The 26,783-nt window shown below is 31.8% G+C and carries 30 protein-coding genes; 21 read left to right on the top strand and 9 right to left on the bottom strand.

Going from position 1 to position 26,783, the window contains the following annotated elements:
- Window positions 1-36 precede the first annotated feature (36 nt).
- The 11 genes from ACOQOS_RS21250 (at window position 37) to ACOQOS_RS21200 (ending at window position 9,368) form a co-directional block, all read left to right on the top strand.
- Window positions 37-960 carry an ABC transporter permease gene (locus tag ACOQOS_RS21250; RefSeq protein ID WP_420572482.1) on the top strand — a complete coding sequence of 308 codons (924 nt, stop codon included), beginning with the start codon at window positions 37-39 and terminating at the stop codon, window positions 958-960.
- Window positions 954-1,634, top strand: coding sequence for an ATP-binding cassette domain-containing protein (locus ACOQOS_RS21245; protein ID WP_420572481.1), 681 nt, complete (start codon window positions 954-956; stop codon window positions 1,632-1,634). The genes ACOQOS_RS21250 and ACOQOS_RS21245 overlap by 7 nt, the downstream gene beginning before the upstream one ends.
- 95 nt (window positions 1,635-1,729) lie before the next feature.
- Window positions 1,730-1,921, top strand: coding sequence for a cold-shock protein (locus ACOQOS_RS21240; RefSeq protein ID WP_007094903.1), 192 nt, complete (start codon window positions 1,730-1,732; stop codon window positions 1,919-1,921).
- 268 nt (window positions 1,922-2,189) lie between these two features.
- Window positions 2,190-3,821, top strand: a complete 1,632-nt coding sequence (locus ACOQOS_RS21235) for a DUF262 domain-containing protein (RefSeq protein WP_420572480.1) — start codon at window positions 2,190-2,192, stop codon at window positions 3,819-3,821.
- On the top strand, window positions 3,814-5,199 hold the full coding sequence (locus ACOQOS_RS21230; RefSeq protein ID WP_420572479.1) for an AAA family ATPase: 1,386 nt from the start codon (window positions 3,814-3,816) through the stop codon (window positions 5,197-5,199). Before ACOQOS_RS21235 ends, ACOQOS_RS21230 begins: the two co-directional genes overlap by 8 nt.
- 140 nt (window positions 5,200-5,339) lie before the next feature.
- Window positions 5,340-5,624, top strand: coding sequence for a DUF1456 family protein (locus ACOQOS_RS21225; protein WP_420572478.1), 285 nt, complete (start codon window positions 5,340-5,342; stop codon window positions 5,622-5,624).
- A 77-nt stretch (window positions 5,625-5,701) separates the two neighbouring features.
- Window positions 5,702-6,304, top strand: coding sequence for a short chain dehydrogenase (locus tag ACOQOS_RS21220; protein ID WP_420572477.1), 603 nt, complete (start codon window positions 5,702-5,704; stop codon window positions 6,302-6,304).
- Window positions 6,305-6,315: 11 nt separating this feature from the next.
- Window positions 6,316-7,191 (top strand): hypothetical protein, encoded by an 876-nt coding sequence (locus ACOQOS_RS21215; RefSeq protein WP_420572476.1) that lies wholly within the window; start codon window positions 6,316-6,318, stop codon window positions 7,189-7,191.
- Between the two features lie 72 nt (window positions 7,192-7,263).
- Window positions 7,264-7,842: a PhnA domain-containing protein gene (locus ACOQOS_RS21210; protein ID WP_420572475.1), complete on the top strand. Its 579-nt coding sequence runs from the start codon at window positions 7,264-7,266 to the stop codon at window positions 7,840-7,842.
- 91 nt (window positions 7,843-7,933) lie between these two features.
- Window positions 7,934-8,827 (top strand): radical SAM protein, encoded by an 894-nt coding sequence (locus ACOQOS_RS21205; protein WP_420572474.1) that lies wholly within the window; start codon window positions 7,934-7,936, stop codon window positions 8,825-8,827.
- A 136-nt stretch (window positions 8,828-8,963) separates the two neighbouring features.
- Window positions 8,964-9,368 carry a hypothetical protein gene (locus ACOQOS_RS21200; protein ID WP_420572473.1) on the top strand — a complete coding sequence of 135 codons (405 nt, stop codon included), beginning with the start codon at window positions 8,964-8,966 and terminating at the stop codon, window positions 9,366-9,368.
- Window positions 9,369-9,386: 18 nt separating this feature from the next.
- Here the strand turns inward: ACOQOS_RS21200 and ACOQOS_RS21195 are convergent, their stop codons facing one another.
- Window positions 9,387-10,073, bottom strand: a complete 687-nt coding sequence (locus ACOQOS_RS21195; protein WP_420572472.1) for a methyltransferase domain-containing protein — start codon at window positions 10,071-10,073, stop codon at window positions 9,387-9,389.
- 160 nt (window positions 10,074-10,233) lie between these two features.
- On the opposite strand from ACOQOS_RS21195, the gene ACOQOS_RS21190 reads away from it, so the two are divergent.
- Window positions 10,234-10,374 carry a hypothetical protein gene (locus ACOQOS_RS21190; protein WP_420572471.1) on the top strand — a complete coding sequence of 47 codons (141 nt, stop codon included), beginning with the start codon at window positions 10,234-10,236 and terminating at the stop codon, window positions 10,372-10,374.
- 132 nt (window positions 10,375-10,506) lie between these two features.
- Here ACOQOS_RS21190 and ACOQOS_RS21185 read toward each other — a convergent pair whose 3' ends face one another.
- Complete coding sequence (locus ACOQOS_RS21185) at window positions 10,507-10,944, bottom strand: Hsp20/alpha crystallin family protein (protein WP_420572470.1); 438 nt, start codon at window positions 10,942-10,944, stop codon at window positions 10,507-10,509.
- 208 nt (window positions 10,945-11,152) lie between these two features.
- Between ACOQOS_RS21185 and ACOQOS_RS21180 the strand changes: the two genes are divergently transcribed.
- From ACOQOS_RS21180 to ACOQOS_RS21165, 4 genes are all read left to right on the top strand, one after another.
- Window positions 11,153-11,725 (top strand): RDD family protein, encoded by a 573-nt coding sequence (locus ACOQOS_RS21180; protein WP_420572469.1) that lies wholly within the window; start codon window positions 11,153-11,155, stop codon window positions 11,723-11,725.
- Window positions 11,726-11,848: 123 nt separating this feature from the next.
- The gene (locus ACOQOS_RS21175; protein WP_420572468.1) at window positions 11,849-12,700 is read left to right on the top strand and encodes a metallophosphoesterase family protein; all 852 of its coding nucleotides are present in this window, start codon (window positions 11,849-11,851) and stop codon (window positions 12,698-12,700) included.
- Window positions 12,701-12,818: 118 nt separating this feature from the next.
- Complete coding sequence (locus tag ACOQOS_RS21170; RefSeq protein ID WP_420572467.1) at window positions 12,819-13,424, top strand: hypothetical protein; 606 nt, start codon at window positions 12,819-12,821, stop codon at window positions 13,422-13,424.
- 107 nt (window positions 13,425-13,531) lie between these two features.
- Window positions 13,532-14,572 carry an RNA ligase family protein gene (locus ACOQOS_RS21165; protein WP_420572466.1) on the top strand — a complete coding sequence of 347 codons (1,041 nt, stop codon included), beginning with the start codon at window positions 13,532-13,534 and terminating at the stop codon, window positions 14,570-14,572.
- Between the two features lie 87 nt (window positions 14,573-14,659).
- Here the strand turns inward: ACOQOS_RS21165 and sucC are convergent, their stop codons facing one another.
- The 3 genes from sucC to ACOQOS_RS21150 all read right to left on the bottom strand — a co-directional run bounded on the left by sucC (window position 14,660) and on the right by ACOQOS_RS21150 (window position 16,590).
- The gene (sucC, locus tag ACOQOS_RS21160; RefSeq protein ID WP_420572465.1) at window positions 14,660-15,853 is read right to left on the bottom strand and encodes an ADP-forming succinate--CoA ligase subunit beta; all 1,194 of its coding nucleotides are present in this window, start codon (window positions 15,851-15,853) and stop codon (window positions 14,660-14,662) included.
- A 160-nt stretch (window positions 15,854-16,013) separates the two neighbouring features.
- The gene (locus ACOQOS_RS21155) at window positions 16,014-16,193 is read right to left on the bottom strand and encodes a hypothetical protein (RefSeq protein WP_420572464.1); all 180 of its coding nucleotides are present in this window, start codon (window positions 16,191-16,193) and stop codon (window positions 16,014-16,016) included.
- Between the two features lie 196 nt (window positions 16,194-16,389).
- Window positions 16,390-16,590 (bottom strand): hypothetical protein, encoded by a 201-nt coding sequence (locus ACOQOS_RS21150; RefSeq protein WP_420572463.1) that lies wholly within the window; start codon window positions 16,588-16,590, stop codon window positions 16,390-16,392.
- Window positions 16,591-16,759: 169 nt separating this feature from the next.
- On the opposite strand from ACOQOS_RS21150, the gene lysA reads away from it, so the two are divergent.
- From lysA to ACOQOS_RS21130, 4 genes are all read left to right on the top strand, one after another.
- On the top strand, window positions 16,760-18,004 hold the full coding sequence (gene lysA / locus ACOQOS_RS21145) for a diaminopimelate decarboxylase (RefSeq protein WP_420572462.1): 1,245 nt from the start codon (window positions 16,760-16,762) through the stop codon (window positions 18,002-18,004).
- Window positions 18,005-18,122: 118 nt separating this feature from the next.
- Window positions 18,123-19,232, top strand: a complete 1,110-nt coding sequence (locus tag ACOQOS_RS21140; RefSeq protein WP_420572461.1) for a serine hydrolase — start codon at window positions 18,123-18,125, stop codon at window positions 19,230-19,232.
- A gap of 10 nt (window positions 19,233-19,242) precedes the next feature.
- A complete protein-coding gene (locus ACOQOS_RS21135) occupies window positions 19,243-20,070 on the top strand; it encodes a M23 family metallopeptidase (RefSeq protein ID WP_420572460.1) in 828 nt (275 codons plus the stop codon).
- A 123-nt stretch (window positions 20,071-20,193) separates the two neighbouring features.
- A complete protein-coding gene (locus ACOQOS_RS21130) occupies window positions 20,194-20,919 on the top strand; it encodes a DUF6090 family protein (RefSeq protein ID WP_420572459.1) in 726 nt (241 codons plus the stop codon).
- Between the two features lie 4 nt (window positions 20,920-20,923).
- Here the strand turns inward: ACOQOS_RS21130 and ACOQOS_RS21125 are convergent, their stop codons facing one another.
- Window positions 20,924-21,304 (bottom strand): VOC family protein, encoded by a 381-nt coding sequence (locus ACOQOS_RS21125; RefSeq protein WP_420572458.1) that lies wholly within the window; start codon window positions 21,302-21,304, stop codon window positions 20,924-20,926.
- 112 nt (window positions 21,305-21,416) lie between these two features.
- Here ACOQOS_RS21125 and ACOQOS_RS21120 point away from each other — a divergent pair, with 112 nt between their 5' ends.
- Entirely contained in the window at window positions 21,417-22,727 is a 1,311-nt protein-coding gene (locus ACOQOS_RS21120) for a DUF2314 domain-containing protein (protein WP_420572457.1), read from the top strand.
- A 122-nt stretch (window positions 22,728-22,849) separates the two neighbouring features.
- Here the strand turns inward: ACOQOS_RS21120 and ACOQOS_RS21115 are convergent, their stop codons facing one another.
- The 3 genes from ACOQOS_RS21115 to mnmA all read right to left on the bottom strand — a co-directional run bounded on the left by ACOQOS_RS21115 (window position 22,850) and on the right by mnmA (window position 26,738).
- Window positions 22,850-23,809, bottom strand: coding sequence for an NAD(P)H-dependent flavin oxidoreductase (locus ACOQOS_RS21115; protein WP_420572456.1), 960 nt, complete (start codon window positions 23,807-23,809; stop codon window positions 22,850-22,852).
- Window positions 23,810-23,822: 13 nt separating this feature from the next.
- A complete protein-coding gene (locus ACOQOS_RS21110; protein WP_420572455.1) occupies window positions 23,823-25,445 on the bottom strand; it encodes a S8 family serine peptidase in 1,623 nt (540 codons plus the stop codon).
- Between the two features lie 105 nt (window positions 25,446-25,550).
- Window positions 25,551-26,738 (bottom strand): tRNA 2-thiouridine(34) synthase MnmA, encoded by a 1,188-nt coding sequence (gene mnmA / locus ACOQOS_RS21105; protein WP_420572454.1) that lies wholly within the window; start codon window positions 26,736-26,738, stop codon window positions 25,551-25,553.
- Between the last annotated feature and the right edge of the window lie 45 nt (window positions 26,739-26,783).

Genomic DNA, 26,783 nt, shown 5'->3' with positions numbered 1-26,783 from the left:
TATGTATATTCGATTTTTCAGTAAATAATCCGATACGTGAAATTTTATTTTAGCTTACAGTGTAAAAGAATTTATCGTCATATTGACGAATTCGGAATCATTCCAATACTTGGGTTTGCTGGAATTGGACTGCTTTTTGTTTGGCTTTCGGAAGCCGTTTTTAAAAGTATTCCACAAGCTTCTTTCTTTTATATTGGAATCAGCTTACTATTAAATTTAAAACTAGGAAGTAGAAAACGAACTACTTTTTTAAAAAAGTGTTTTCCGCCAAATACGTTCTGGAAAGTACGTATGATAGAAAACACACTATTTATCTTGCCTTTTAGCCTGTTTTTATGCTACAAATATGCTTTCTTAGAAGTGCTACTAATTCACTCAGGCGCGATAATACTATCTTTTATAAATAATATAGGCATTAGAAGTATTTCGATTCCGACTCCTTTTGGAAAAAAACCATTTGAATTTATCATCGGATTTCGAAATACATTTTGGTTATTTCCACTACTCTACTTACTCACTTATATTGGTATTTCTGTAGATAATTACAATCTAGGGGTTTTTAGTTTAATTATTGTATTTGTGTGCTGTCTGTCATTTTATTCAAAACCTGAACCTTTATATTGTGTTTGGATTCACAGCATGACACCAAAAGAATTCATCTTTGATAAAGTAAAAACAGCACTTATGTATAGTAGTTGTTTGGTTTTACCCATTGCAATTATATTATCAATCTTTTTTTCTGTTGAATTTATTCAAATCACCATTGCATTTGTATTATTAGGTTACAGTTTTATCATACTTACCATTCTTGGAAAATATGGAAATTATCCATCACAAATTCCAATACTTCAAATGTTCGCACTCTTGATAAGCTTTATGTTTCCACCAATAGTATTGCTCTTTATTCCTTTATTTTACAGACGAGCTATCAAAAATTTAAACTCTTTTTTGACATGTTAAGCATTTCTAATCTATCAAAATCATACGGTAAAAATAAAATTCTAGATACGATCACTCTAGAATTCAACCCTGGAGAAATTCATGGTGTTGTAGGCGAAAACGGAGCTGGAAAAACGACCTTATTCAAAAGTATTGCAGGTTTGGAAACACATGAAGGAAATGTACAACATACGCACGTTTCTGTAAAAAACACCATTGGTTTCTTAGAAACCAATCCGGAGTTTCTATCTAAAATTACAGGAAGGGAATACCTACAATTGCTTTGTAATGCTAGACATATTAAAAATGTAGATTTTGACGAAAAAAACATTTTTGATCTGCCTTTAAAACAATATGCAGAAACCTATTCTACAGGAATGAAGAAAAAATTAGCATTAACTGGTGTACTGCTTCAGCAGAATGAGATTTTTATCTTAGACGAACCATTTAACGGCGTAGATATTCATAGTAACCTCATCATCAAAGAATTACTAAAATCACTTAAAGAAAAAGGAAAAATAGTGATTCTTTCTTCGCATATATTCTCCACATTGCAAGATACTTGCGATTATTTACACTATTTGAAAGCAGGAAAAATAGAAAATTCTGTAAAAAAAGAAAAATTCAATATGATTGAAGAACTCATGAAAGACGCGGGTTTAAAGGATAAAATTAAGAAATTCAATATTAAATAATTGTAACTAATTCAAAAAAAACACACAATAAGTCGGGCGCGTTTAATTAGGTGTTATCTTTGTAAGCATTAAAACAATTATTTAAATTTATTACAATGAGTAGAGGAACAGTAAAATTCTTCAATGATACTAAAGGTTTTGGTTTCATCGTAGAAGAAGGTTCAAACAAAGAACATTTTGTACACATTTCTGGATTAATTGACGAAGTTCGTCAAGGAGATGAGGTAGAATTCGAATTAACAGAAGGTCGTAAAGGTCTTAATGCAGTGAACGTAAAAGTAATTTAATATATATATATTTTATTCTTTAAATGAAGTAAAAAGTCTGTCAATTGATAGACTTTTTTATTTTGTCAATATCTGTAACATACAATACATTTATTATATAATAAATAACTAGATATATACAGTTCCTATTTCCTAATCTACACTTTATTTTGAACTTTAAATTTTTAAGTAGTATCTTGCTTCATCTAGTCAAAACTGATCATAAAGCTTACGATACAGCATAATGATTAAATTTAAACAAATCAATAATTATTGATACCACTCACTAATGGCGCTTTCATTAACTGCTGAACAAAGAGAAATATTAAAAATATTTAAAATCGATGAACAATATGTCATTCCCGCATATCAAAGACCCTATTCATGGGGCTATGATCAATGCATCCAATTATTTAATGACCTTTTCGAGGCCTTTAGATCGGATGAAGAATATTTTATTGGGAATATCATTATTGCAAAAAGCGAATCAACAAAAGATAAATTAGAAGTTATTGATGGTCAACAACGATTAACTACACTATTATTACTAATTAAAGTTTTATACTTATTTCAACCTGAACTCAAAGTACTAAGAACACTTCTAGAACAAGAAAATTGGGAAGGCAACGAAACCAAACCTAGAATTATATCTAATATTTTTGAAGCTAAAGACAGAGAAGAGTTAAATGCTATTCTAAAATACGATATGCTTACTATCTCCGATAGATTTCAAGCCATCATAGGAAGAAACAACAAACCTAATTGGAAAAAAACAAGAAATAAATTTGAAAGAAATTTATTGTTTTTTTATAGCTGGATCCAATATCAAAAAAAACAAGGAACTAACTTAAAAGAATTTATTGGATTCATTCTTAAGAAAATATACCTACTTCCTATTGAATTAACAGGAAAATCTCAGGAAGAAGCTAATGAAAAAGCACTGATCATTTTCGAGACCATTAACAATAGAGGAATGAATTTAGAAGATGCAGATATCTTCAAAGCAAAACTGTTTAAAAAAGCTGAAAAAGTACAAGAAGGAGAATTATTTATAGAATCTTGGATAGAATTTAAATATAACTGCCAAAATTTAAAGTTAGAAGTAGATGACATCTTTAGATATTACTCGCATATCATACGAGGGAAAAATAAAATCACATCAAGTGAAATCAATCTAAGAGAATTCTTTGTAAGAGAACATTTTTCCCCTTTTGAGTTGAAAAAATATAAAGAGATCATGAAAGATCTGTTTACAATTACTGAGGTTTTAGAATTTATTAACCAAAATAAAAATACAGAAACAGAGCTGGCAAAATGGTTACAACTCATTGAAAGTTACACGAATCAGTACCCTAAGTTTGCAGTAGTAACTTATTTATTTACTAATGGATTAGAAATAAATCCCCAATTAATTAACTCATTGACTTCTATAGTTCGATATGTTTATTATCAAGGATCTACGACAAGAGTAAAATTTGAAATTTATAATATTATCAAACAAATTTGTTCCAAACAAGAAATAGGTAATTACTACGTAAATCACATTGATATTTCGCATTTCAATCATCTTGGAAAACTCAAATACGGGTTTGCTTTATTAGCATTTTATTCCAATAGAGAAAAAGCTATTCAAAATTTTAATGTAGATAAAATAATCTCACTAAAAGATCAGACTTACTTAACTCAAAGCTGGAAAAACACAGACCTAGAAACCATAACAGATGATTTAGGAAATTTCGCAGTGTTAGATATCCCTAAAAGAAATGTTTCACTTATTAAAAAAATAGAATATTACAAATCATCTCAACTTTTGGAAATCATCAACCTAAATTTACACGATTTTACATTTGATAGATTTAAAAATAGAGACCTGAAATTAAAAAAAATACTCATCAATTTTTTTAATGGTAATAATGAATAAATTTCAATTAAAATATTTCAAAGCATTTAAAAATGAACTCACGATTGAGTTGGATAATAAAAATCTTTTAGTCTATGGTGAAAATGGTGCTGGCAAAAGCTCTTTATATGAAGCCTTTAAAATTGTATTTTTTAAAAAGCAATTAGCATTACAAATTCCCAAAGCCTCAACACCAGAAGAACAAGAACAATTTGATAATACTTTTTGGAGCACTTACAATAATAACAGCACAAGCAGAGATTTTGAAATCCTTATTGAAGATACTCATTACAAGGACTTTGATAAAGAAGCATACCAACCTTTCTTAATTTCTATTGAAGAGATTGAACTTTCCAATGAAATACGATTAGATAAACTTTTAGAAAACTTCTTTTTTAACATTCCAAATGTGCAAGCCTTTTGTGAAGCTCACTTTACCGAAATAGCTTTAAAAGTAAATAACTCATTAAAAGAATTTAAAGAAGCTATCACAATCGAAATTGACCAAGAAGATGATTATACCTTACTAATTAAAGATGATACAAGAAATATTGAAACTAAAAAAGAACTTAAAAAATTTTTCAATGAAGCCAAACTAAACTTGGTTATACTCTTGTTACTTTTCAATACAATCAAATATCTTATAGAGGATACAAAAAAATGTTTTCTTCTTCTTGATGACTTTATTACTAGTCTTGATGTTGCCAACAGAACGTACTTAATGAATTATATAGTAAGTGAATTTTCAGATTTTCAAATACTCATACTAACACACAATGTAAACTTTTTTAACCTGATAAAACATATTGTAAGTGATATTCATAAAGAAAGTGCTCGTTGGAACTACGGAAATATGTACGAATTTGATGGTGATAATAAATTCTACATCAAAAAATTCAAGGAACCAGTAAAAGAAATTCATAATTTCTATAAAAAAAATCCTGATAAAATTGAAGAAGTTGGCAATAAAATCAGAAAGCGTTTTGAAATATTACTATATGAGTTTTCTAAATTATTAATGATTGGCGCAGTTGAAGACAATAAGAAGATTCTTGAAAGAATATTATTTCAAAAAAATAGATATCATAAACAATCAAAAAACACTTCTGATCTTGTAGATGAATTGCACACTATTTTATATTCAGATAATAAATATAATTTAGAAGATAGACTAAAAAAGAAAATATTAGAGTATCAAAAAGATGATTTTAAGAATATAAGATACACCCTAACAAAACTAAAACTCTATCAAAAAACTACCATGCATCCCATGTCACATGGCACGCTAGGACAAACAACATTTTCTGTAAAAGAAATTGAAAACTCACTAACATTACTTGAAAAATTAGAGAAACAACTCAAAGATTTAGTAGATAAAGATGTAACCATCGATGTATAACTCTAAAAATTTCTATGTATAAATACCAATATAACTTTTCAATATATTACATTCTTTAGCAACAATATTACGTTAATTATAATAGACAAACTGAACGTATTTAAAGAGTAAGTATCAAGTAAAATAAGTATCTTTGTCGCATGGCATTGACAAATAACGACATCTTTAAAAAACTTCGTGTAGCTTTAAAGCTCCGTGATGATGATATTGTAAAAATATTAGAATTGGTAGATTTTAGAATCTCTAAAAGTGAATTAGGCGCTTTCTTTCGAAATGAAGATCATCCGAAGTATAAAAATTGTGGCGATCAAATTTTACGTAACTTCCTAAATGGTTTGGTTATTCACTTACGCGGTCCGATGCCCAAAAAAGAGAACAAACCCAAAACAACGCAATCGACTTCCAAACGGAAAGACAAAAAGTAAATTCAACATATTTTAGCACACGTCTCTAGACTTTTAGATATTCCACTATCTTTGAAGTATTAATCAATTCAGTACTCATGAAAATACTTATCATTGGTGGAAACGGAACTATTGGTAAAAAAGTTTCTGCATATTTCTCACAAAATCATGACGTTTTAATTGCTGGAAGAACTTCTGGCGATGTAACTGTGGACATTAGCAACAGCGAAAGTATTCACGCAATGTTTGAAAAAACCGGAACTCTTGATGCTATTATTTGTGTCGCTGGAGAAGCCAAGTGGAAACCTTTTAATGAACTTTCTGAAGACGATTATTATGTAGGCTTCAAAAGTAAATTAATGGGACAAGTGAACTTGGTTCGTATCGGTAAAAAGTATCTTTCAAAAGGTGGATCAATTACCTTAACTACAGGAATTTTAGCAGACGATCCAGTTCCAATGACTGCAAGCGCAGCAATGGTAAATGGCGCAATACATAGTTTTACAAAAGCCGTAATCTTAGAATTAGCTGGAGAAATTCGTGTCAATGTTGTTTCTGCTGGAATGGTTGAAGATGCTGCAGAAAAGTACGATGCCTATTTTCCAGGACATAATCCAATTTCGATGCAAAAAGTAGTAAATGGCTATCGTAAAAGTGTTGAAGGTAGACAAACAGGAGAAATCATCCGAATTTATAATTAATATCAAAAACCATGAAACTAGAGTATTTTTTCATTCTATTGATCATTTGTTTTTTAACTTCTTGTGCAAATATTGAAGCAGAAAGCAAAAATTATATTTCAGATGTAAGCATAAAAGCAGACAAACTATCTTGTGATGGTATTCTTATGGAAAATTATACAGGAACAATAGACAAATCTGAATTCTTCTACGGTGAATCTATCAAAATGTTCTATGATAATATAACTGGTTTTACTCTAAAAGATAGCTTAGTATATCCTGAAATGGACATTTTTATCATGAATAAAAAAGGAGATACTATAATGTCTAACCCAAATTTATTTAAAGATAAAAATTCAGGTTTTACAGAAGCCGATTTAAGGTTACGCAGTGAACTCACCTTTGCAAATCCAATGTTCCCCAACAACGATTATATATTAAATATTAATATTCGCGATAAGCATAGTGACGCATATTTTATTTTAAATAAAAACTTCTCTGTCATTCACAGTACGTTACTAAAAATGAAAACAGAAGGTCTTACGTATGACATTCAATATTTATTTTCAAACTCTCGAAAAGTTGCAGTTTTAGACAACAAAATAAAGCGCAATGAAATTGTTTATTTACTCATTCATAATTTAAAAGGTTATGATGTTGATGCTTATGGCCAAGCAGATATATTAGCTTCTATTCGACTGACTGACGCCGATGGAAATTTAATTAATGAGAATACTGATTTATTTCCAAACCTAGTGAATGCAACTGATTTAAAAGAACAATTATATGCTTCTATTCAGTTAACGGGCAAATCATTTAAAAACCCTGTAACCTGTGTTTTTAAAATCAAAGACAACAATAGTTCACACAATTTAGAAACGACTTTCAACCTTACAGTAGAAGATTAGAAATAATTGCACAATCTACTTTTATATCTAAGCGAAACCTATATTTTTGCTCACAATTAAACTGTTTTAACAATGAGTATTGAAAGAGAAATACAGAAACGTAGTGGTTCGGCTTGTGAATTATGTGGTGCTACAGAAAAATTAGCAATTTACAACGTTCCGCCTAATCACGATAATAAGCTTGAAAAATCTATTCATGTATGCAATACTTGTCTTTCTCAAATTGAAGATCCTGAAAGTATGGATGTAAATCATTGGCGCTGTTTAAATGATAGCATGTGGAGCGAAGTAAAAGCAGTTCAAATTGTTGCTTGGCGCATGCTGCACAGACTAAAAAAAGAAGGTTGGCCACAGGATTTGCTTGACATGATGTATTTGGACGAAGATGATTTGCAATGGGCAGCCGCTACCGGAGAAGCTGAAGACAAAGAGAATGCCATCAAACATTTAGACGTTAATGGTGTACAATTACAAGCTGGTGATAGCGTGGTATTAATTAAAGATTTAAATGTAAAAGGCGCTGGTTTTGTAGCAAAACGTGGAACACCAGTTCGAAACATTACACTTTCTCATGACAATGCAGAACATATTGAAGGTCGTGTAAATGGACAACATATTGTAATCATTACAAAATACGTGAAGAAAACATAACTTTTTCATCATTCATAAAAATAACAGAGCGACGTATTTTCTATAAAGAATACGTCGTTTTTTGTATATTCATGACTCATAAAAGTATCGAATGATCAAAGAAATTCAAGCGAAATCTGTATTAAACAAAACCAAAAAAAGAGATACTTGGTTTTTGGATGATTATACGTTCAATCCATATCAAAGTTGTTCATATAACTGCTTGTATTGCTATATTCGAGGAAGTAAATACGGAACCAATTTAGCAACTAGCTTATCTGTAAAAACCAACGCTATTGAATTGTTGGAAAAGCAATTAAAAAAGCGTGCTGAAAAAGGAGAATATGGTTTTATCGTGTTATCTTCTGTAACCGATCCATACATTAATATTGAAAGAGACTACCAACTTACACGCAGAGCGTTGGAAATTATCCTTAAGTATCGATTTCCTGTGCATATCATTACAAAGTCTACAATGGTTGAACGCGATTTTGATCTTTTAAAACAAATTCATCAACAAGCCATTTTACCCGACGATTTACAATCTAAACTTTCAGGCGGAACACTTATAACCTTCTCCTTCTCTACCGTTGATGACGAAATTGGAAAGATTTTTGAACCTGGCGCACCAAAACCTTCTTTACGAATTGAAACACTGCAAAAAGCAATAAAAGCTAATTTTCATGCTGGCGTAAGTCTTATGCCACTTCTACCCTTCATTACTGATACAACTGAACATTTAGAAAAACTATTCAGCACATTTAAAAATGCTGGAGCAAAATATGTAATGCCTGCAACATTAACTGTTTTTGGTAATGGAAAAGCAGATAGTAAAACACTGATTTTAAATGCTATTAAAAAACATTATCCTGAATTAGAAGCGCGTTATCTACGGTATTTTTCAAACAGTCATCAATTGCCTGTATTTTACAGAAATGCTTTTTATCTAAAAATGAAAGAATTAGCAGAAGTATATCAGTTGAGAGATCGAATTATAAATATGTAAGACAACTTTATTCTCTAAAAAATATTATTGTAGCTTTAACTGATGAATTACCAGATTTAATTTAAAACAAAAAAATGAAAACTTACGTTCAATAATCATTTGTTTTCTATCATGTACACTTATTATAAGTTGTGGTTTGGTAGGCGAAGAAATTGCTAGATTAGAAATCAATCAAGTAAGCACGCACACTGATAATTTAGTCATCAAAGAAGTAGATTTAGCATTGAAAAAAGGAGATGAAATAGCTTTTTGGTCTGAAATGGATTTCAAATACGAAGGAAATGCCGAGTTGAGATTCAAAATTGAAATCTTAAAAGATGGAGAAAAGTATGGCGGATTAGAAATTGATCCTACCGACAAAAATATGACAATAGGAGAAACAAAGACCGTTTTTAATAGTAAGACAAATTGGAGTTTTACTGGTAAAAACGCAGAAATCGAGATAAAAGAAGATGGAAAATATACATTTAAAGGAATTTTAGTCGCTACAAAAAATGCAACCTTAGAAATTACGAAAGCTGAAGTTGTCCTAAAACAATAACTTTCTTTAGAATTTTGCCTAAAAAATAGTATACAAAGTGGTTACAATCACACCTTCAAAATTCGCTGAACGAACCACACTTAATTGCTTTTCTTGTTTGATTTGAAAATGAAATGGCGCTGCAAGTAGATTGACGCCACTTTTCTTTTTTAACCGAATTCCTTGTCCTGAAATAATATCTATATTTGGTATAAAATCACCTTCTGGCAGATGTTCTGTTAAAATCACATATTTAAAATTCACTAACTTTTCAATAATACGCTGTATTTCAGTATTTGAAAGATGTTGTAATACTTGTCGAATCAAAGCGCAATCTCCAGTAGGCAAATTGTCCTTGGCAATATCTAAACAATGAAATTCTAAGTTTTCTGTAGTAAAGGTTGATTTGTTGTGATTGATCAGATTTGCTACAATATCAACAGCAATATATTTTTTGGTGTGAGCAACTAGTTGTTTTCCTATATTAAAATCACCACAACCCAAATCGCAAACTACCAGAGGTTTTTCAAAAGAAGTCAAAAATATTTTTACAGCATCTAGATAAGGTTGCACAATTTCTGGATGATGCGATCCTTCTCCAGAATAAAAATCAGTATTGTTATTTCCCCAAAGCTTCTTTTCATACACTTGCTCCATAGCAGCTTTTGTAGGCCAAGGTTTCTTTACTTTTTTTATTTTATCATTTTTCACCTCTACTTCTTTCATTTGACTAGCCGCAAAAATACAATAATATAAAACTTAGCAAATTCAGAAATTCTATTCATCCTTTCAGAAGTTCAAATGATATTTGAGCTATCATTTACTATAATTTTCAGATTATAAAATATAAAAACTACAAATTACGTGTACAAAAAAATTAAACATTATGAAATTTCAACAATTAAACAATGCTCAATTAAGTAAAATAACTGGAGGAGAAACATCTCAAAATAACGCATCTGAAGATGACACAAAATACAAAGGGAAACGCATTCCTGCTGGAACTGGTCTTAGACACTACCTGTAAAAATCATATTTTTAAAAATCTAGTGGAAATAGATTTTAAAACTTCTTTCCTTTATAAATATAACTTAAAAAAGGTTCGCCAATTTCTTGAACGAACCTTTTTCCCATTAACTAACCAATCCTAAATAATTATTTATGATATTTCTATGGTGCGCTTAGGCTTCACCTTATCTTCTTCTCTTTTTGGCAATCCTACGTATAAGATTCCGTTTGTATATGTTGCGTTAATTGTTTCTTTATTTACCGTTTGTGGTAATTTAAAAGACCTTTTAAACGCTGAAAAACTAAACTCTCTACGTGTATATGTATCTTTAACTTCGCTTTCTTCTTTTTTTGCTTCTGTACTAATTGTTAGTACATCATGATCTAATGAAAGAATAAAATCTTCTTTTGTTTTTCCTGGTGCAGCAACTTCTAAGACAAAATCATCTGCAGTTTCTTTAATATTTACAGCAGGCGTATTTGTAGTGCTCGCTACTTGATTTGCAATTCCACCAAACCAATCTGCTGGAAATAATTCGTCAAAAATTGAAGGTAAGTCTACGTTTTTACTTTTTACTATGTTCATCATGTTTATTTTTTTAGTGATTTAATTTTTTATGCTTTTCTATATTCAAATACGAGTTGTATATGGCAAAAAGGATTCCAAGTGAAAAAATATGCCATTTTGACATTTTTACACATCAAATCAATGACAAAATGACACTTTTGCTAAAAAACAGTACGACAAGCTGGCGGAATTGTACTTTAATATTAATTTCAACTTCCAATAATTTGAAATGAAAAACACCAAAAATGATTTTAACGGAGTTATTATAGATGAAACTTCGAAGTTAGTGCAGACTTATTCTAAATCACATAGAATATATAGCATGTTGCTAGATCATTTCTTGATGAGTTTTTTAATTGTTCCGCCTGTAATTGTTATAATATTTTTAATAAAACATTTGACTTTACTTACTAATGATTCATTCTCAACTATAATTTTCTTTTCTTTAATTTTCATCTATATAAATAAAGATTTTTTCAATGCAAAAAGTCCCGCAAAACGTTTATTAGGTTATCAAGTAATTGATTGTAAAACAGAAAAACCTGCATCAGCGTTTCAATGTTTTATAAGAAACCTAACTATCATGATTCTCTGGCCAATAGAAGTGATTGTGACTTACATAAACCCATCAAGACGTATTGGAGATTTTATAGCAAATACCAAAGTAGTTTCTACAAAAAAAGAAAAATTAATGTCGCTTTGGATAGATTTAAAAGGCACAAAACTAAAAAGAGAATTTATTTATATTTTACTTCTAGGAGCTGTTTACTTTTATAGTATTTATTTAATATTTCCTATTTAGTTTTCACTAAAACATATTCACTTTTTTCTTTCTCAATAGTATATACAAGTATTTTAAAGAGTAAAATTTGGAGTTCAAATAAATACCCGTAGGTTCGTAAAATTATAATGTATTAAAACTTCAATGATACGTATTGCTATTTTTTCAGATGTTCACGGAAAAGTATTGCTTCCTTTTAAATTGGTAGCAGAGTACCAAAAACAGTTTGATAAAAAAATTGATCTTATTATTCAATGTGGAGATTTAGGCGCGTATCCGAATCTAGAAAATCTCGATAAAGCTACAATTAGACACGCAAAACACGATAGAGATGAACTAGGTTTTCATGACGATTTCACCAATAGTAAACATGAAATTTCTTCGTTTCTACAAGAACTTGATATACAAATGCTATGTGTGCGTGGAAATCATGAAGATCACGACTTTTTAGATGATTTAGAAGAAAAATACGCAAAAGATTCAGCTTTCCCGATTGATTGTTATGAATATGTGTGGATTTGCAAATCTGGCGAAACACAGTATTTCCAAAAAGGTGAAGAAAAATTATCTTTTGTTGGCTTGGGAAGAATTGGAGATCGTAAAGGCAGACAAAACAAACGATTTATTCAACAATACGAATATCAAAAAATCAAAAAATTATACAAATCTAAAGAACTCTTTGAACTTTTTATCACGCATGATTCAGACACTTCTGGCGATGTTGGATATGGTTCTGAAGAAATTAGAGAAGCATTAGATAGCATACCTTTTCGCTATCATTTTTTTGGTCACACCGGAAAACCATATAGTAGAATATTAGACAAAAATCGAATTACAGAATCCATCAAAGTAAAAGAACTCGAATTCACCACGTCTGGAATTTTACCTGAAAACTGCATGATGATTCTCGAAAAAGAAAATGACTCCTTAAAAGTACACGCTGTTTCTACTTCTTTTACAAACCAGTTTACCAAATACGATTGGAAACTAAAGTAATCACAGCAGTTCTCTCTGAAAATAGTTAAACACACTACTTTATTTTGTTTTTAACTGAGAAACAGGTAGTTTCGATTCATATTAAAACTTACAATACTTTATTACCAAAACTAATTGCATGGGATTATTTGACAGATTCAAAAAGAATAAAAAACAAGATTCAAACGACAACAATTTAGACTTAAAAAATCCAATTATTAAACAAATGGTTGAATGGCTTGAGCATCCTATGGAGTTTGGTAAAAAACCAGATGCGATTGAAATTGTTGACAAGAAATCGCTGTTTTGGCCTTCTCAACAACAAGAAGATTGTTATTTACTAAAATATACTTTTGATGGTGATGAGTATATTGGCTTTACAGGACCAACAACTTGGAGTTTTCTCGGAATTGATTTTTCAAAAGTTACACACGAAGAACTCTATTTGATGTATACTGGATGGTTTATTGCCTTCTTTACCTCACAATCAGAAGGATATGACAAATCTATGGAAGGAAACAATGAAGCTGAAGTTATAAAATACCTAGAAGCTTCTGGTTATGAAAATGTAGAAACGCTTCAAAAAGTATATCTTGGAGAACGAAATTACTATGAATTTTCTGCAAATTCTGATGGTGAAAAAATAAAATTAGTTGGAATCGATGACGAAACAGACGAATATCCTGCAGATAGCATTTTACCATTCTACCATTACATTGGAACCGTTTGGGACCCAATGAATTAAACTAAAATTCATATTTCAAGTATACATTCTTAAATTCTTTAAAATAGTAATAAAGCAAAAAAACGTCGCTTTATTATTAGAGTATATTACAATTTTAATATTAAGTCATGAGTGATTTTTCAGGCTATGAAAAAATGCCAAACAGTCTTAAAAAGATTGGTTTGAGCGATAGTGATTTTTCCAAAATGGAAAAGCTAAAGTGGGTTGTTACCGAGAAAGTTCACGGCGCAAATTTTAGTTTCGTATATGAACATGGAACGTTAAAATATGCCAAACGAAAAGAATATTTGTCTTGGGACGATGATTTTTTTGGATTTCAACTTGTTGCCAATAAAATAGAACAGCAACTCATTAGACTGTTTGAAGAATTGAGCACAGATATAGAAGGCACTAAGTTTATTGTATATGGTGAATTGTTTGGCGGAAAATATCCTCATGATGCAGTTTCAGCTGAAGCAAATGTACACGCCATACAAACTGGTGTCTATTATTCACCAAGTATCAACTTTTGTGCTTTTGATATTGCCATAGAAACTGGAGATACAACTTCTAAAAAATACTTGGATTATGAAACTGCGACTGCATATTTTGAAAAACACAACGTTTTTTATGCAAAACCTTTATTCATTGGAAAACTAGGAGAAGCTGTCAACTTCAATACAAGAATCAATTCAACCATTCCGAAACAATTGGAACTTCCTGAATTGACAGAAAATTTAATTGAAGGCGTTGTTATCAAACCCTATAATCAGTTGGACGATATCGTAATGAAGTCAAGACCTATTGTAAAACTGAAAAACAAAGAATTTGATGAAGAGAAGAAATTTCATCAAGCAGAAAAATGGACGTATGTTCCTTCTATTTCATCAAAATCTGAAGATTTATCTTTTATTTTAGATGAACTAAGAAATTACATTACTCACAACCGATTGGAAAGTGCTGTTTCTAAAATTGGCGCTTTAGATTTTACCAATGAGCAACGAATTCAAGATATTACTAGCGAATTTTTCAGAGACACATTGACTGATTTCAATGAAAACAATGACAATCTTTTAGATGAACTAGAGCAAGAAGAAAAAAGTTGGATTGACGAACGTGTTACATCTGAAATCAACAAAATAATCACCAAGATTCAAAAAGCACACTAGTAATAACTATAAAAAGCAAAAAGCCTTTCTAATACAAGAAAGGCTTTTTTAATATATAAATTGAAAGTATATAAAAACTATAAGTTCTTAAGCTAAAACTGCTTGTACTTTATCAGCAGCTTCTTGGAATTCTACTGCAGATTCAACCGCTAATCCTGAATTGTCAATCAATTCTTTTGCGATATCTGCATTTGTTCCTTGTAAACGAACAATGATTGGCACTTTAATAGCGTCTCCCATGTTCTTGTAAGCATCAACAACACCTTGAGCAACACGATCACAACGAACGATTCCTCCAAAGATATTGATTAAGATTGCTTTTACATTTGGATCTTTTAAGATGATTCTAAACGCTTCTTCTACACGTTTTGCATCAGCAGTTCCACCAACATCAAGGAAGTTAGCAGGTTCTCCACCAGCCATTTTAATTAAATCCATTGTTGCCATAGCTAATCCAGCTCCGTTTACCATACAACCAACGTTTCCGTCAAGGTCAACATAGTTTAAACCTACTTCTTTTGCTTCAACCTCAATTGGGTTTTCCTCACGTAAATCGCGCATTGCTGCGTAATCTTTATGACGGAATAATGCATTTTCGTCTAACGTTACTTTAGCGTCAACAGCCATGATTAAATCATCAGACGTTTTCAATACAGGATTGATTTCGAATAATGAAGAATCAGAAGAAACGTATGCTTTGTATAATGAAGAAACAAAACGAGTCATTTCTTTAAATGCAGTTCCACTTAATCCTAAGTTGAAAGCTACTTTTCTAGCTTGGAAAGGTAATAATCCTTGTGATGGATCTATTTCTTCTGTAAAAATTAAATGTGGCGTTTCTTCCGCAACAGTTTCAATATCCATTCCACCTTCAGTAGAATACATGATCATATTACGTCCAGTTGCTCTATTTAACAATACAGACATATAAAATTCGTTTGGTTCGCTATCACCAGGATAGTATACATCTTCAGCGATTAATACTTGGTGTACACGCTTTCCTTCAGCAGAAGTTTGTGGTGTTACCAAATCCATTCCGATGATTTGTCCTGAGATATCTTCTACTTCTTGAAGGTTTTTGGCAAGCTTAACTCCGCCACCTTTTCCACGTCCACCAGCATGAACCTGTGCTTTAATCACATGCCATCCTGTTCCTGTTTCTTCTGTTAATTGCTTTGCAGCTTCAACAGCTTCCGCAGGTGTAGAAGCTACTTTTCCTCTTTGAACGCGTACGCCAAAACTTGCTAATATTTCTTTTCCTTGGTATTCGTGTAGATTCATTTTACGAAATTTTTTATAGAGCACAAATGTAAAAAATCGAATGCATTAAAACCAATTAATTTTTGTTTTTGATTGATTAAAAAAAGAAAAAGAGTCAATCTCAGGAATGACTCTTTTAAAATGATTTATAAATGTTAGCTTTTACATAAAGTTTTCGCTATTACATTTCGCAATTTTGTGTTGCGGCTTGTACTTGGCAATCTACTCTACACGTTACGCAACTACAACCACTAGCTGTAGGACATTTATCGGTATCTTTTGCTCTTCCACCTTTGCTCGTTTGTAATTCACTAATTTTTCGTTTGTTTAAGTTTAAAGACTGCAAATTCCTTTTTTTCATGATCTATAAAATTTAATTAATGTTTACTTTTTATATCAATGAAAGTAGTGCTTACAACACCTAGATACAACTAGTAGTAGTTATGTTTTATAAAAAGCATACTCCTATTTTTCGTTGCAAGTATACTAACTTCACCAACCTCGAAATACTAAAACATATAAAAAAGCGAACAGTATTGTTCGCTTTAAAAAATCATTTACCAGCCACCGCATTGTCCGCAGTTGGAATAGCTAATTGTTGCTGGTCGCGGATCACTTGTACAACTATCTGTTGGGCAATCGTTTGTAAAAACTACTGTCGATTGCTTTGTTGTAGGTAATCCACCTTTCACTGTGTTGCGTTGTAACCTAGAAACCAATGATTTCTTAAGTTGTAACATACTTTTGGTTTTCTTCATAATTTTAAAGTTTTATGATTTCTTCTCCTAGTTCATAAAAAGGGATTATGTTACCCGTTAAAAAACCAATTGTTACATTTATAACTTTATGTGTTATTTTTATATTTTATGTGTAATTTTTTTATTGTAATTTCATTTTAGCATAGTTTTGAACCGTTAAAATAATACCATGAAACATACAGATTTATTAAATATAGCACAAACGTATGGAAGTCCTACGTACGTGTATGATGCCGAGAAAATCACTTCTCAATATGAACGCTTAACTAGCGCATTTAAAGCTGTCCCAAAGTTAAAACTACATTATGCAGTAAAAGCGTTGTCTAACCTAAATATTTTAAAATTGATGAAGTCGCTTGGCGCGGGATTGGACACGGTTTCTATTCAAGAAGTACAGTTAGGACTTGCCGCTGGATTTGATGCAGCTGACATCATGTACACTCCTAACGGCGTTTCTTTACAAGAAATTGAACATGCAGCACAATTAGGTGTAAAAATTAATATAGATAACCTTTCTATTTTAGAACAATTTGGAAGTAAGCATCCTACAATTCCTGTTTGTATTCGTATAAATCCACATGTAATGGCTGGCGGAAATCATAATATTTCTGTAGGGCATATTGACTCAAAATTTGGAATTTCTATTCATCAAATTCCGCACGTATTGAGAATTGTTGAATTGACAGGAATGCACATCAACGGAATTCACATGCACACAGGAAGTGACATCTTGGATATTGATGTCTTTTTGTATGCTTCCGAAATTCTATTCAAAACAGCAACTAATTTCAAAAACTTAGAGTTTATCGATTTTGGAAGTGGTTTTAAAGTTCCTTATAAGAAAGATGACATTCAAACTAACATCGAAGAATTGGGAGAAAAACTCAGCTCACGTTTCAATGATTTCTGCACAGCATACGGCAAGGAATTATCCTTGAATTTTGAACCTGGAAAGTTTCTCGTAAGTGAAGCTGGTTCGTTTTTAGCCGAAGTGAATGTAGTAAAACAAACAACTTCAACTGTTTTTGCTGGAATTGACAGCGGATTCAATCATTTGATTCGTCCCATGTTATACAATTCATATCATCATATAGAAAACATTTCAAATCCAGAAGGTCGTGAACGCTATTATTCAGTTGTAGGTTACATCTGCGAAACGGATACTTTTGGCAATAACCGTAGAATTAGTGAAATCCGCGAAGGCGATATTTTAAAATTTAATAATGCAGGTGCTTACTGTTTTTCTATGGCTAGCAACTACAATTCTCGATATAGACCAGCCGAAGTTTTATGGCACAATAGCAAAGCACATTTAATCCGTAAACGAGAAACGTTTGATGATATATTAAAAAATCAGGTGGAAATTGATCTTTCTCCCAAGAAAAAGAAAAAAAGTGTTCCTAAGTTAGTTTAGGAAGTTAAGTGTTGGTAAAGTGCTTGTTCGTTACAGGCACTTTTTTTATGATTCAATTTTTACATTTTTTCAATTAATGAAGTATCTTGTAAAAACATTGATCAATTTATACTACTTGATGAGAAAATTGCTACTGTTATCATTTGTTTTATGTTTGAGTTGTGCCGAAGAAAAAAAGTATGACGATCCGATCAAATTTGCACTTGATGCTGATGCTGAAAAGATTCAAAATGTGATGCAAAACCTGAAAGCTCACGAAGTTCAAATTATGGTGACTGATGCTGACGGAAATAATTTTGATTTTCAACTGAATGCACACGATTATTTTTATCCTGCAAGTAGTGTAAAACTTCCTATGGCACTTTTAGCTTTAGAAAAAGCAAACCAAATTCCTGAAATTGACAGTAAAACACTTTTTCAAGTAGAAGGTGATTTCACAAAAACGACCATTCGTAAGGAAGTACAAAAAATATTTGCCGTTAGTGATAATGAAGCGTACAACAGATTGTTTGATTTTGTCAAAAAAGACAATATCAATTATAAACTTCAACAAAAATCATATTATTTAGCGCGTCTCTCGCATCGATTGAACACTTCAAATGCAGACGAAATAACTTCTAAGGCTGTAACTTTTTTCAAGAATAACAATGTTGTTTATCATCAAGAAAGTTCTAAAAATAAAGCTATTCATACGCTAAATTTGAAAAGAATACAAAAAGGTAAAGGCTTTTACAGAAACGATACGTTGATTTCGCAACCTATGAATTTTTCAAAGAAGAATTACATTCCACTACAAACATTGCATCAAATTATGTTTCGATTTCATCACAGAGAAACTGAACGCGTTGCAACTCTTTTTGACATATCGGAAGAAGATCAAATATTTTTATTGGAAGTGATGCATAAAACGCCCAAACAACAAGGTTTTAATAATCCTGAATATTACGATAGTTACGTGAAGTTTTTTATGTTTGGTGATAGCAAAGATTCTATACCTAAACATATCAAAATATATAATAAAGTTGGATACGCTTATGGCTATTTAACTGATTGTGCACATATTGTAGATACTAAAAATGATATCTCGTTTACCATTACGGCAACCATTCATGTAAACAAAAATCGAATTTTTAATGACGATACTTATGAATATGATGAAATTGGGATTCCTTTTTTGGCAGAGTTAGGCAAACAAGTACATCAGTTTTATTTAAACAAAAAACAGTAAAATTAATCGTATGAGAAGTATTGTATTCCTTTTATTCTTTTGTGTTTCCCTAAGTCATGCACAACAAGTACAATTTAAAAAAGATTCAATATTAACAACAAAAGACACTTTATTTTATTCTATTAAAAATAACATGTTATCACCCATGTTTTTTATCATGAATCCCAAAAAAGGGATTCCTAAAGAAATTCAGTATCAACAAAGAACCTTAATAAGAGCTTGTGAACAACTTAACAGTTTTGTGAAAGTTCCTCGTAATATTTTGGAAAACGATAGTGCTTCGGTAAATTTAAATACGTATTTCAGTTTTAAAGCAGGTTATGGAGATCCAACCACAGTGAAACACAATGATAATTATTTATACTTACTGCCGTACAAAAAGAAGAAAAAATTAATTCAAGGGAATTTTGGACGTTTTTCACACGATCATATTCGTTCATATCATGCATTTGATTTTGGCACTAAAATTGGCGATACTATTTACGCTGCACGTGAAGGAAAAGTAGTGATGACAAAAGAAGATTCTAAAAAACACGGTCGTACGCGGAAATATTCAAGTTTTGCAAATTATATTATCATTCAACACAATGATGGTACAACAGCTGCGTATTATCATCTAAATTTTAATGGCGTGTTGATAGAAAATGGCGATATGGTTTCACGAGGACAAGCTATTGGAATTTCAGGAATGACTGGTTTTACGACTACTCCACATCTACATTTTGTGGTTCATAAAACTACCGAAAAAGATGGAAACGTATCCGTTCCGATAACTTTTGAAGGATATGAAAAGAAAAAGTTTCGAAAAGGAAAAAGATATAAAAGAAGAAAAAAATAAGAAATGGAAGGTTTAAATATTGTTATTATTATCGCCGTGTTACTCTTTGTAAGATTAGGCATTAGACTGTATAAAAATTTTCCAAAATCTGACGATTAGATAACCTCATCAACTAAAACTGTTATGCTTAAATTTTTTCGTTCTATTCGACAACGACTTTTCAAACAAAAAAAGTTTAAAAATTACATTTTGTATGCCATTGGAGAGATTCTATTGGTTATGATTGGAATTTTACTTGCACTACAAGTCAACAATTGGAATGAGCATAGAAAATCAAAAGGCACGCTTAAAAGCACTTTAAAAACAATTTCATCTGATTTAAAAAGGGACACAATTAGAGCTGGTTATTTAATCGAAATTATAGAACTTAATCAAGAAAATAGCAAAGCAGTTATTGATAGAAAGGTAACCATTGAAAATTTTACAACATACCCAAGAACGCGCAGTTTGGTGACCATATACCAACCTTTTGACATACAGACAAAAGGATACGATATTTTAAAACGTATCTCAGAGCAACAAGAGAATGAAAAAGACAGTCTTTTTGCCGATTTGACACAATTTTACTCCTTATTCATCCCAAACATACAAAAGAGCAACGAACGCTTAGAAAAAGTAGTGATTGGTAATTTAGAAGAATTTCAGGAATTTCCTTGGTTTGTAGATTGGTCACAAGGAAATACTACTGAGGAAATGATCGCTTATTTTGCCATTAGTGAAGATTATCGTAAAAAAGTAGCCGCTTACAATGTACTTGCTTACGGAAATCATTTACAACTAATTAAAGGATATAAAGAAAATGCAAAACACGTTTTAGAACGCATTGAAAAACGATTGGAAGAAGATTAGTAAGTTATACGTTTTCATAAAAAGTCAAACCATTCATATCTAAATCATAAAAGGCGAACTCTTTGGTTTTCCATGGAGTTTCTCGAAGTTGTGTTTGTGTATGAAATACTTCTTTTGTTTTGTATTCTTCAAAAAGTACTTCTGTGTTTAAAATTAAGAAGCGTAACATTGGTCGGTCGATATTGTGTTCCCATTCAGAAGCATCGTGCCATTGCAAATGTAATTCTACGTTTCCACGTCTAATTCCAGCATACTTTGGATTTGTGGCGTCATCAGCGAAAGCGACAGTAAAACCTAGTTTATTTACATAAAAATCAAGTGATTTTATTACACTCTTCACAGCTAATACAGGATGTACATTTAAAAATTGTTCTTTTACTTCCATTGCTTAATTCTACTACTTTTAAAGATAGATATTTTACCGTTAAGATTTCTTTTTCAGTTCTAAAAAAGTATCTTTAACACGAATTAAAGTACATTTTTCTAAATTTACTCATATGAAACATTTTTTCTTTTTCCTTTCCATAATTAGCTCATTTACACTATTTAGCCAAACAGAAGATACTTCAGAAATTGGTAGTTTTTCTGAGGTTGGATTGTATACAATGGATGAAGTTTTGGATGTAAATACATTAAGAGACGAACTAAAAGTACTGTATCCTGACGCTACTTTTATTTCAGAACCTCCAAAAACTATTAATAAAACAATGGTGTATTTATCGGCTATTGATAACGTTTCAGAAAATTATCCTGTATATGAAATGGAGTTTTTAGACTATTTCGCGGAAGGATTTACATTAGCACAAAAGAAAAAATTAATTGCTACAAAAAACGCGGTTCTATGTGTAATATTTTACAAGAAAAAAGATGCTTTTACACATCATAAAAAGTTTACAGAATGGATTTACGAAACCATCAAAGACACTGATTTTGTAGCTTATGATGGAGAAACGAGAGAATATTTCTTGCCAGAAACTTGGAAAACAAGACGTGTAGATACTTGGGAAAACGGATTACCAAGTATTGTAGATCATATTACGGGACATTCGTATAGACAGGAAGCTTTTTGTAGAACAATTACTTTGGGAATGCAACGTTTTGGCTTACCAGATTTAGTCATCGAAAACACTGCTTGTTCCAATGTAAATACCGCAAATCATTTAATCACAGTTATTGCACAATTAATGATTGAAGGACAAGAGGTTACTGTTGATGATTTTGAAGTAAACTTGAAAAACATAAAAAGTAAACGATTACAAGAAATGTTAGAAGACTTGATGTATGAAAATGCCTCAAAAGCAACGACTGTAAGTTTTAAAGAAGCTACACGTGACGAAGGCGATCCTTTTAATATGTTATTGGAAATAAACTTTAATAATGAAAATTACCCAAACCCTCAGGCTTTTCAAGATGCAACTTTTAAAGAATTATTTGGCTCTGAAGATGATATTACTCATGTCAATCATAATGAGGAAATATTAGCTGCTAGTGAACGTGCAAAAAAACGCTTGCCAGCTTTGCGTAAATTATTCAACGACGGATTGGACGCTGGAAATAATTTATTGCTAAAAGCTCCTTTTACAACTGATGATGGCGGAAATGAATGGATGTGGATTGAAGTTACGAAATGGACAGGCGAAACTATTGAAGGAATTCTACAAAACGAACCATATTATATTAAAGATTTAAAATCAGGAACAAAAGTTACGATACAACAGGCAGATGTTTTTGATTATATTTTTCAAAAATCTGATGGTACTTCCGAAGGAAACGAAACAGGACGATTGATTGCGAAGTATGGGAATTGAGTTTTCAAGACTTAATTAGACTTTATTAGACTTGCTTCTCGCTTAGACTTAGTTAGATGTCTTAGATTTTTTGGATCAAGAACATTCAAATAATAATAGAAAAATCTAAAAGCAAAGCATGTCTAAAAGCGATAGCGCTCTAACAACTTAACACTTTCTTGAAACTCAGCTACCATTTCTTCTACAACAGTTGCCGCTGGTTTGATGGCATGAATTAATGCAGAAACTTGCCCAATCTCTAACTCACCTTCCGTCAAGTCACCTTCAAACATTCCACGTTTTGCGCGCGCTCTTCCTAATAAAGTTTTTAATTCTTCTACAGATGGACCTGTTGTATATAATTCTTCTAAATCTTCGTAGAATTTATTTTTCAGTAAACGAACTGGTGCCAATTCTTTCAACATTAACTTTGTACTACCTTCTTTAGCTTCTACAACTTTTTTCTTGAATTCTATATGAGAAGAAGCTTCGTCAGTAGCTACAAATCGGCTACCAACTTGCACTCCATCTGCACCTAAAACCATTGCTGCCAACATGGCTTTTCCGCTTCCAATTCCTCCAGCTGCAATCAACGGAATTTCTAATTTTTCTTTTACGCTTGGAATTAAAGTTAAAGTTGTCGTTTCTTCTCTTCCATTGTGTCCACCGGCTTCAAAACCTTCTGCAACAACTGCATGTACGCCAGCATCTTGAGATTTTAAAGCAAATTTAGAACTGCTTACTACATGCGTCACGGTAATTCCATTTTCCTTTAAAAATGGTGTCCATGTTTTAGGATTTCCTGCAGAAGTAAAAACAATTTTCACGCCTTCTTCTACAATAATATCCATGATTTCTTCAATATTTGGATACAACATTGGCACATTCACACCAAAAGGTTTGTCAGTTGCCTTTTTACATTTCTGAATGTGTTCACGTAACACATCAGGATACATCGAACCTGCTCCAATTAAACCTAATCCACCTGCATTACTTACTGCTGATGCCAATCGCCATCCGCTTGCCCATATCATTCCTCCTTGAATTATAGGGTATTGTATATTGTATAATTGCGTGATTCTATTGTTTTCAAACAAGCTCATGTATTGTAGGTATTTATTGTTTTATAATTTTTTTGGTGAAGGTTTCTCCATTTGCTTCAATACGTAGTAAATACATTCCTGAAGCCAATTGACTTATATCTATACTTTGATTATTTGTTATGTTAGTGACTGTTTGTAACGTTTTCCCAACCAAGTTCGTTAAAATAAGTTTCACCTCACCAATGGTTTTAGTGATGTTAATTTGGAGGTTTGCTTTTGTAGGATTTGGAAATACTTTAATGAGTTCTTGTTGTTCTATTTCTGGTTCTGATAGTATTTGAAAAGCCATTTCAAAATTTGGAATTCCATAACCTAGTTGAATCGTTGGATTTTGATAAATAGATGCAGACTCACGAACAGTTTGCATGAGTTCTAAGTTTGTTTTAGTTGGAAATGCTTGCACCATACATGCCATAGCTCCTGCAATAATAGGCGATGAAAATGATGTCCCGTTTGAAGTAGCAATCGTATTTCCAGAATTAATCACATATACTCCTTGTCCTTGTGCTACCACATCTGGTTTTACAGGAACATTAGGTGTTCTTCCACGCGAACTAAAAGAAGCATAGTTACCGCTTGCATTTACCGCACCAATCGTAAAGCCGTTTCCATCTGCTGGCGCTGTAATAATTCCCCAAGTAGTATCATTTCCTGAGTTTCCTGCCGAATTTACAATTAGTAATCCTTTCTCGACTGCAATATTAGAACCTTTGGTGATAAACGTCGTATCACCATTCATATCTGCAGTTGTATAATTATACCTACTATCGTCAAAACGATTATATCCTAGTGAAGTATTTACAACATCAACACCTAAACTATCCGCACGTTCTACAGCTTCAACCCAGTTTGATTCTTCCAAAGGTGTTTCACTTCCGGCATCTTCTGTTCTAAACAAATGATAACTTGCATCTGGCGCAGTTCCTACAAATTGTCCATCAATATAACCTGCCATATCTGACAAAACTGTGGTTCCATGCCCATTTCCGGTATATGCATATACATCTGAAGTTCGATCGACAAAGTCATATCCAGCAAGTAAATTTCCATTATCTCGTAAACGTTGAAAAGCTCCCATGGTATTTACATTAGGAAAACCGCTGTCCATTACTGCAACTGTAACTCCATTTCCTGTATAATCGTCTTCGTGTAATTTATCTACATTAATCATTGTCACCTGATTAGAACCATCGCCATAATTGAACATTTCTAGAGTTTCAAACTTTTCTACTACTCTTTCTATTGTCGCTTCCGCAGAAGGTCTATTGGCGGTATTTAACGATCGATCTGCATATACAATTTCATTTACAAACGATAAATTTAATAGATTATCAATATCAGTTTGTGTTCCTAATACATGAACACAATTGAACCATTTTGATTTTGCCTTAACTGTAATTCCTTGTTGAATTTTGATTTGCGAAATATACATTTCGTTTACAGGAACATCGCGTTCATCAATTGCGACTCCATGATTATTTTTACGATCGATAGCTTTTTGTGTTAAAATCGTCGTTGGATTTGCTAAGGCATTTGCCACATTTGGTTTGTCCGTAAAATACACCCAAGCATGTTCAGTTTGTGCGTTACTAAATTGTGTTATACATACAATACATAATACGATTAACTTTTTCATGGGCTTATTTTTTTGGTGTCAGGTCTTGAGTCTTAGCTTATATTTTTGTTAAATCAGATGTTTTTAATAGTAAAATGTTTCAATATAGATTCAAGTTCAAACTTATCATGAAATTACACCAGAACCTATCAACTCTTCTTCAATATACCAAGCTACAAATTGTCCTTCAGTAATAGCACTCTGTGGATTCTCAAAATCTACATACGCACCACCATCAATTTTGTGAATCACTGCTTTTTGCAATGGTTGACGGTATCGTATACGTGCCATTACCTCCATAGATTCGTCTGGTTGTAATGCCATATCTTCTCGAACCCAATGCAATTCGTCATCAGTTACAAATAAAGTTCGTCTGTACAATCCTGGATGCGATTTTCCTTGTCCTGTATAAATGATATTTTCTTCTACATCAGTTTCTATCACAAACAAAGGTTCAACAGTTCCGCCAACGGCCAATCCTTTTCGTTGCCCTTTGGTAAAGTAATGAGCGCCTTGATGCTTTCCTACTACTTTCCCATCAGTTTGTGCATATGTATATTTTTGAGCATGAAATGCCAGTTCTTCTTTTTTGTTAGCGAAGTTTGGCAATTCTTTCTGATAGCTTTCTATAGTTGCAGGAACCTCAACAATTACTCCTTCTTTAGGTTGTAGCTGCTGTTGTAAAAAATCTGGCAATTTTACTTTCCCAATAAAACATAACCCTTGCGAATCTTTCTTTTCTGCTGTGATTAAATCTGCTTTCGCAGCTATTTCACGCACTTCAGGTTTTGTCAGCTCTCCTATTGGAAATAATGATTTTTCTAATTGTTCTTGCGATAATTGACAGAGGAAATACGATTGATCTTTGTTTCCGTCTTTTCCTGCTAGTAATTTGTGTATGGTTTTGCCATCTTTTTCAATGGTTTCTTTTCTACAATAATGACCCGTCGCTACATAATCTGCTCCTAAATCTAAAGCAATTTTTAAGAACACATCAAATTTTATTTCACGATTGCACAATACATCAGGATTTGGTGTACGTCCTTTTTCATATTCATTGAACATATAATCAACAATACGCTCTTTGTATTGTTCACTTAAATCTACCGTTTGAAATGGAATTCCTAATTTCTCTGCGACTATCATGGCGTCATTGCTATCTTCTAGCCATGGACATTCATTAGAAATCGTCACAGAATCGTCGTGCCAATTTTTCATAAATAATCCAATAACTTCATATCCTTGTTGTTGTAACAAATATGCTGTTACACTAGAGTCTACACCACCAGAAAGTCCTACTATTACTCGTTTCATTTTTATCCTTTCACTAGTTTATTATTGAGTAAGACGGAACTTACT

The sequence above is a fragment of the Kordia sp. genome (assembly GCF_965224175.1).
Classification (GTDB): domain Bacteria; phylum Bacteroidota; class Bacteroidia; order Flavobacteriales; family Flavobacteriaceae; genus Kordia.
Note: the sequence above shows the minus strand (reverse complement) of the source record. Positions and strands in the feature narration are given on the sequence as shown.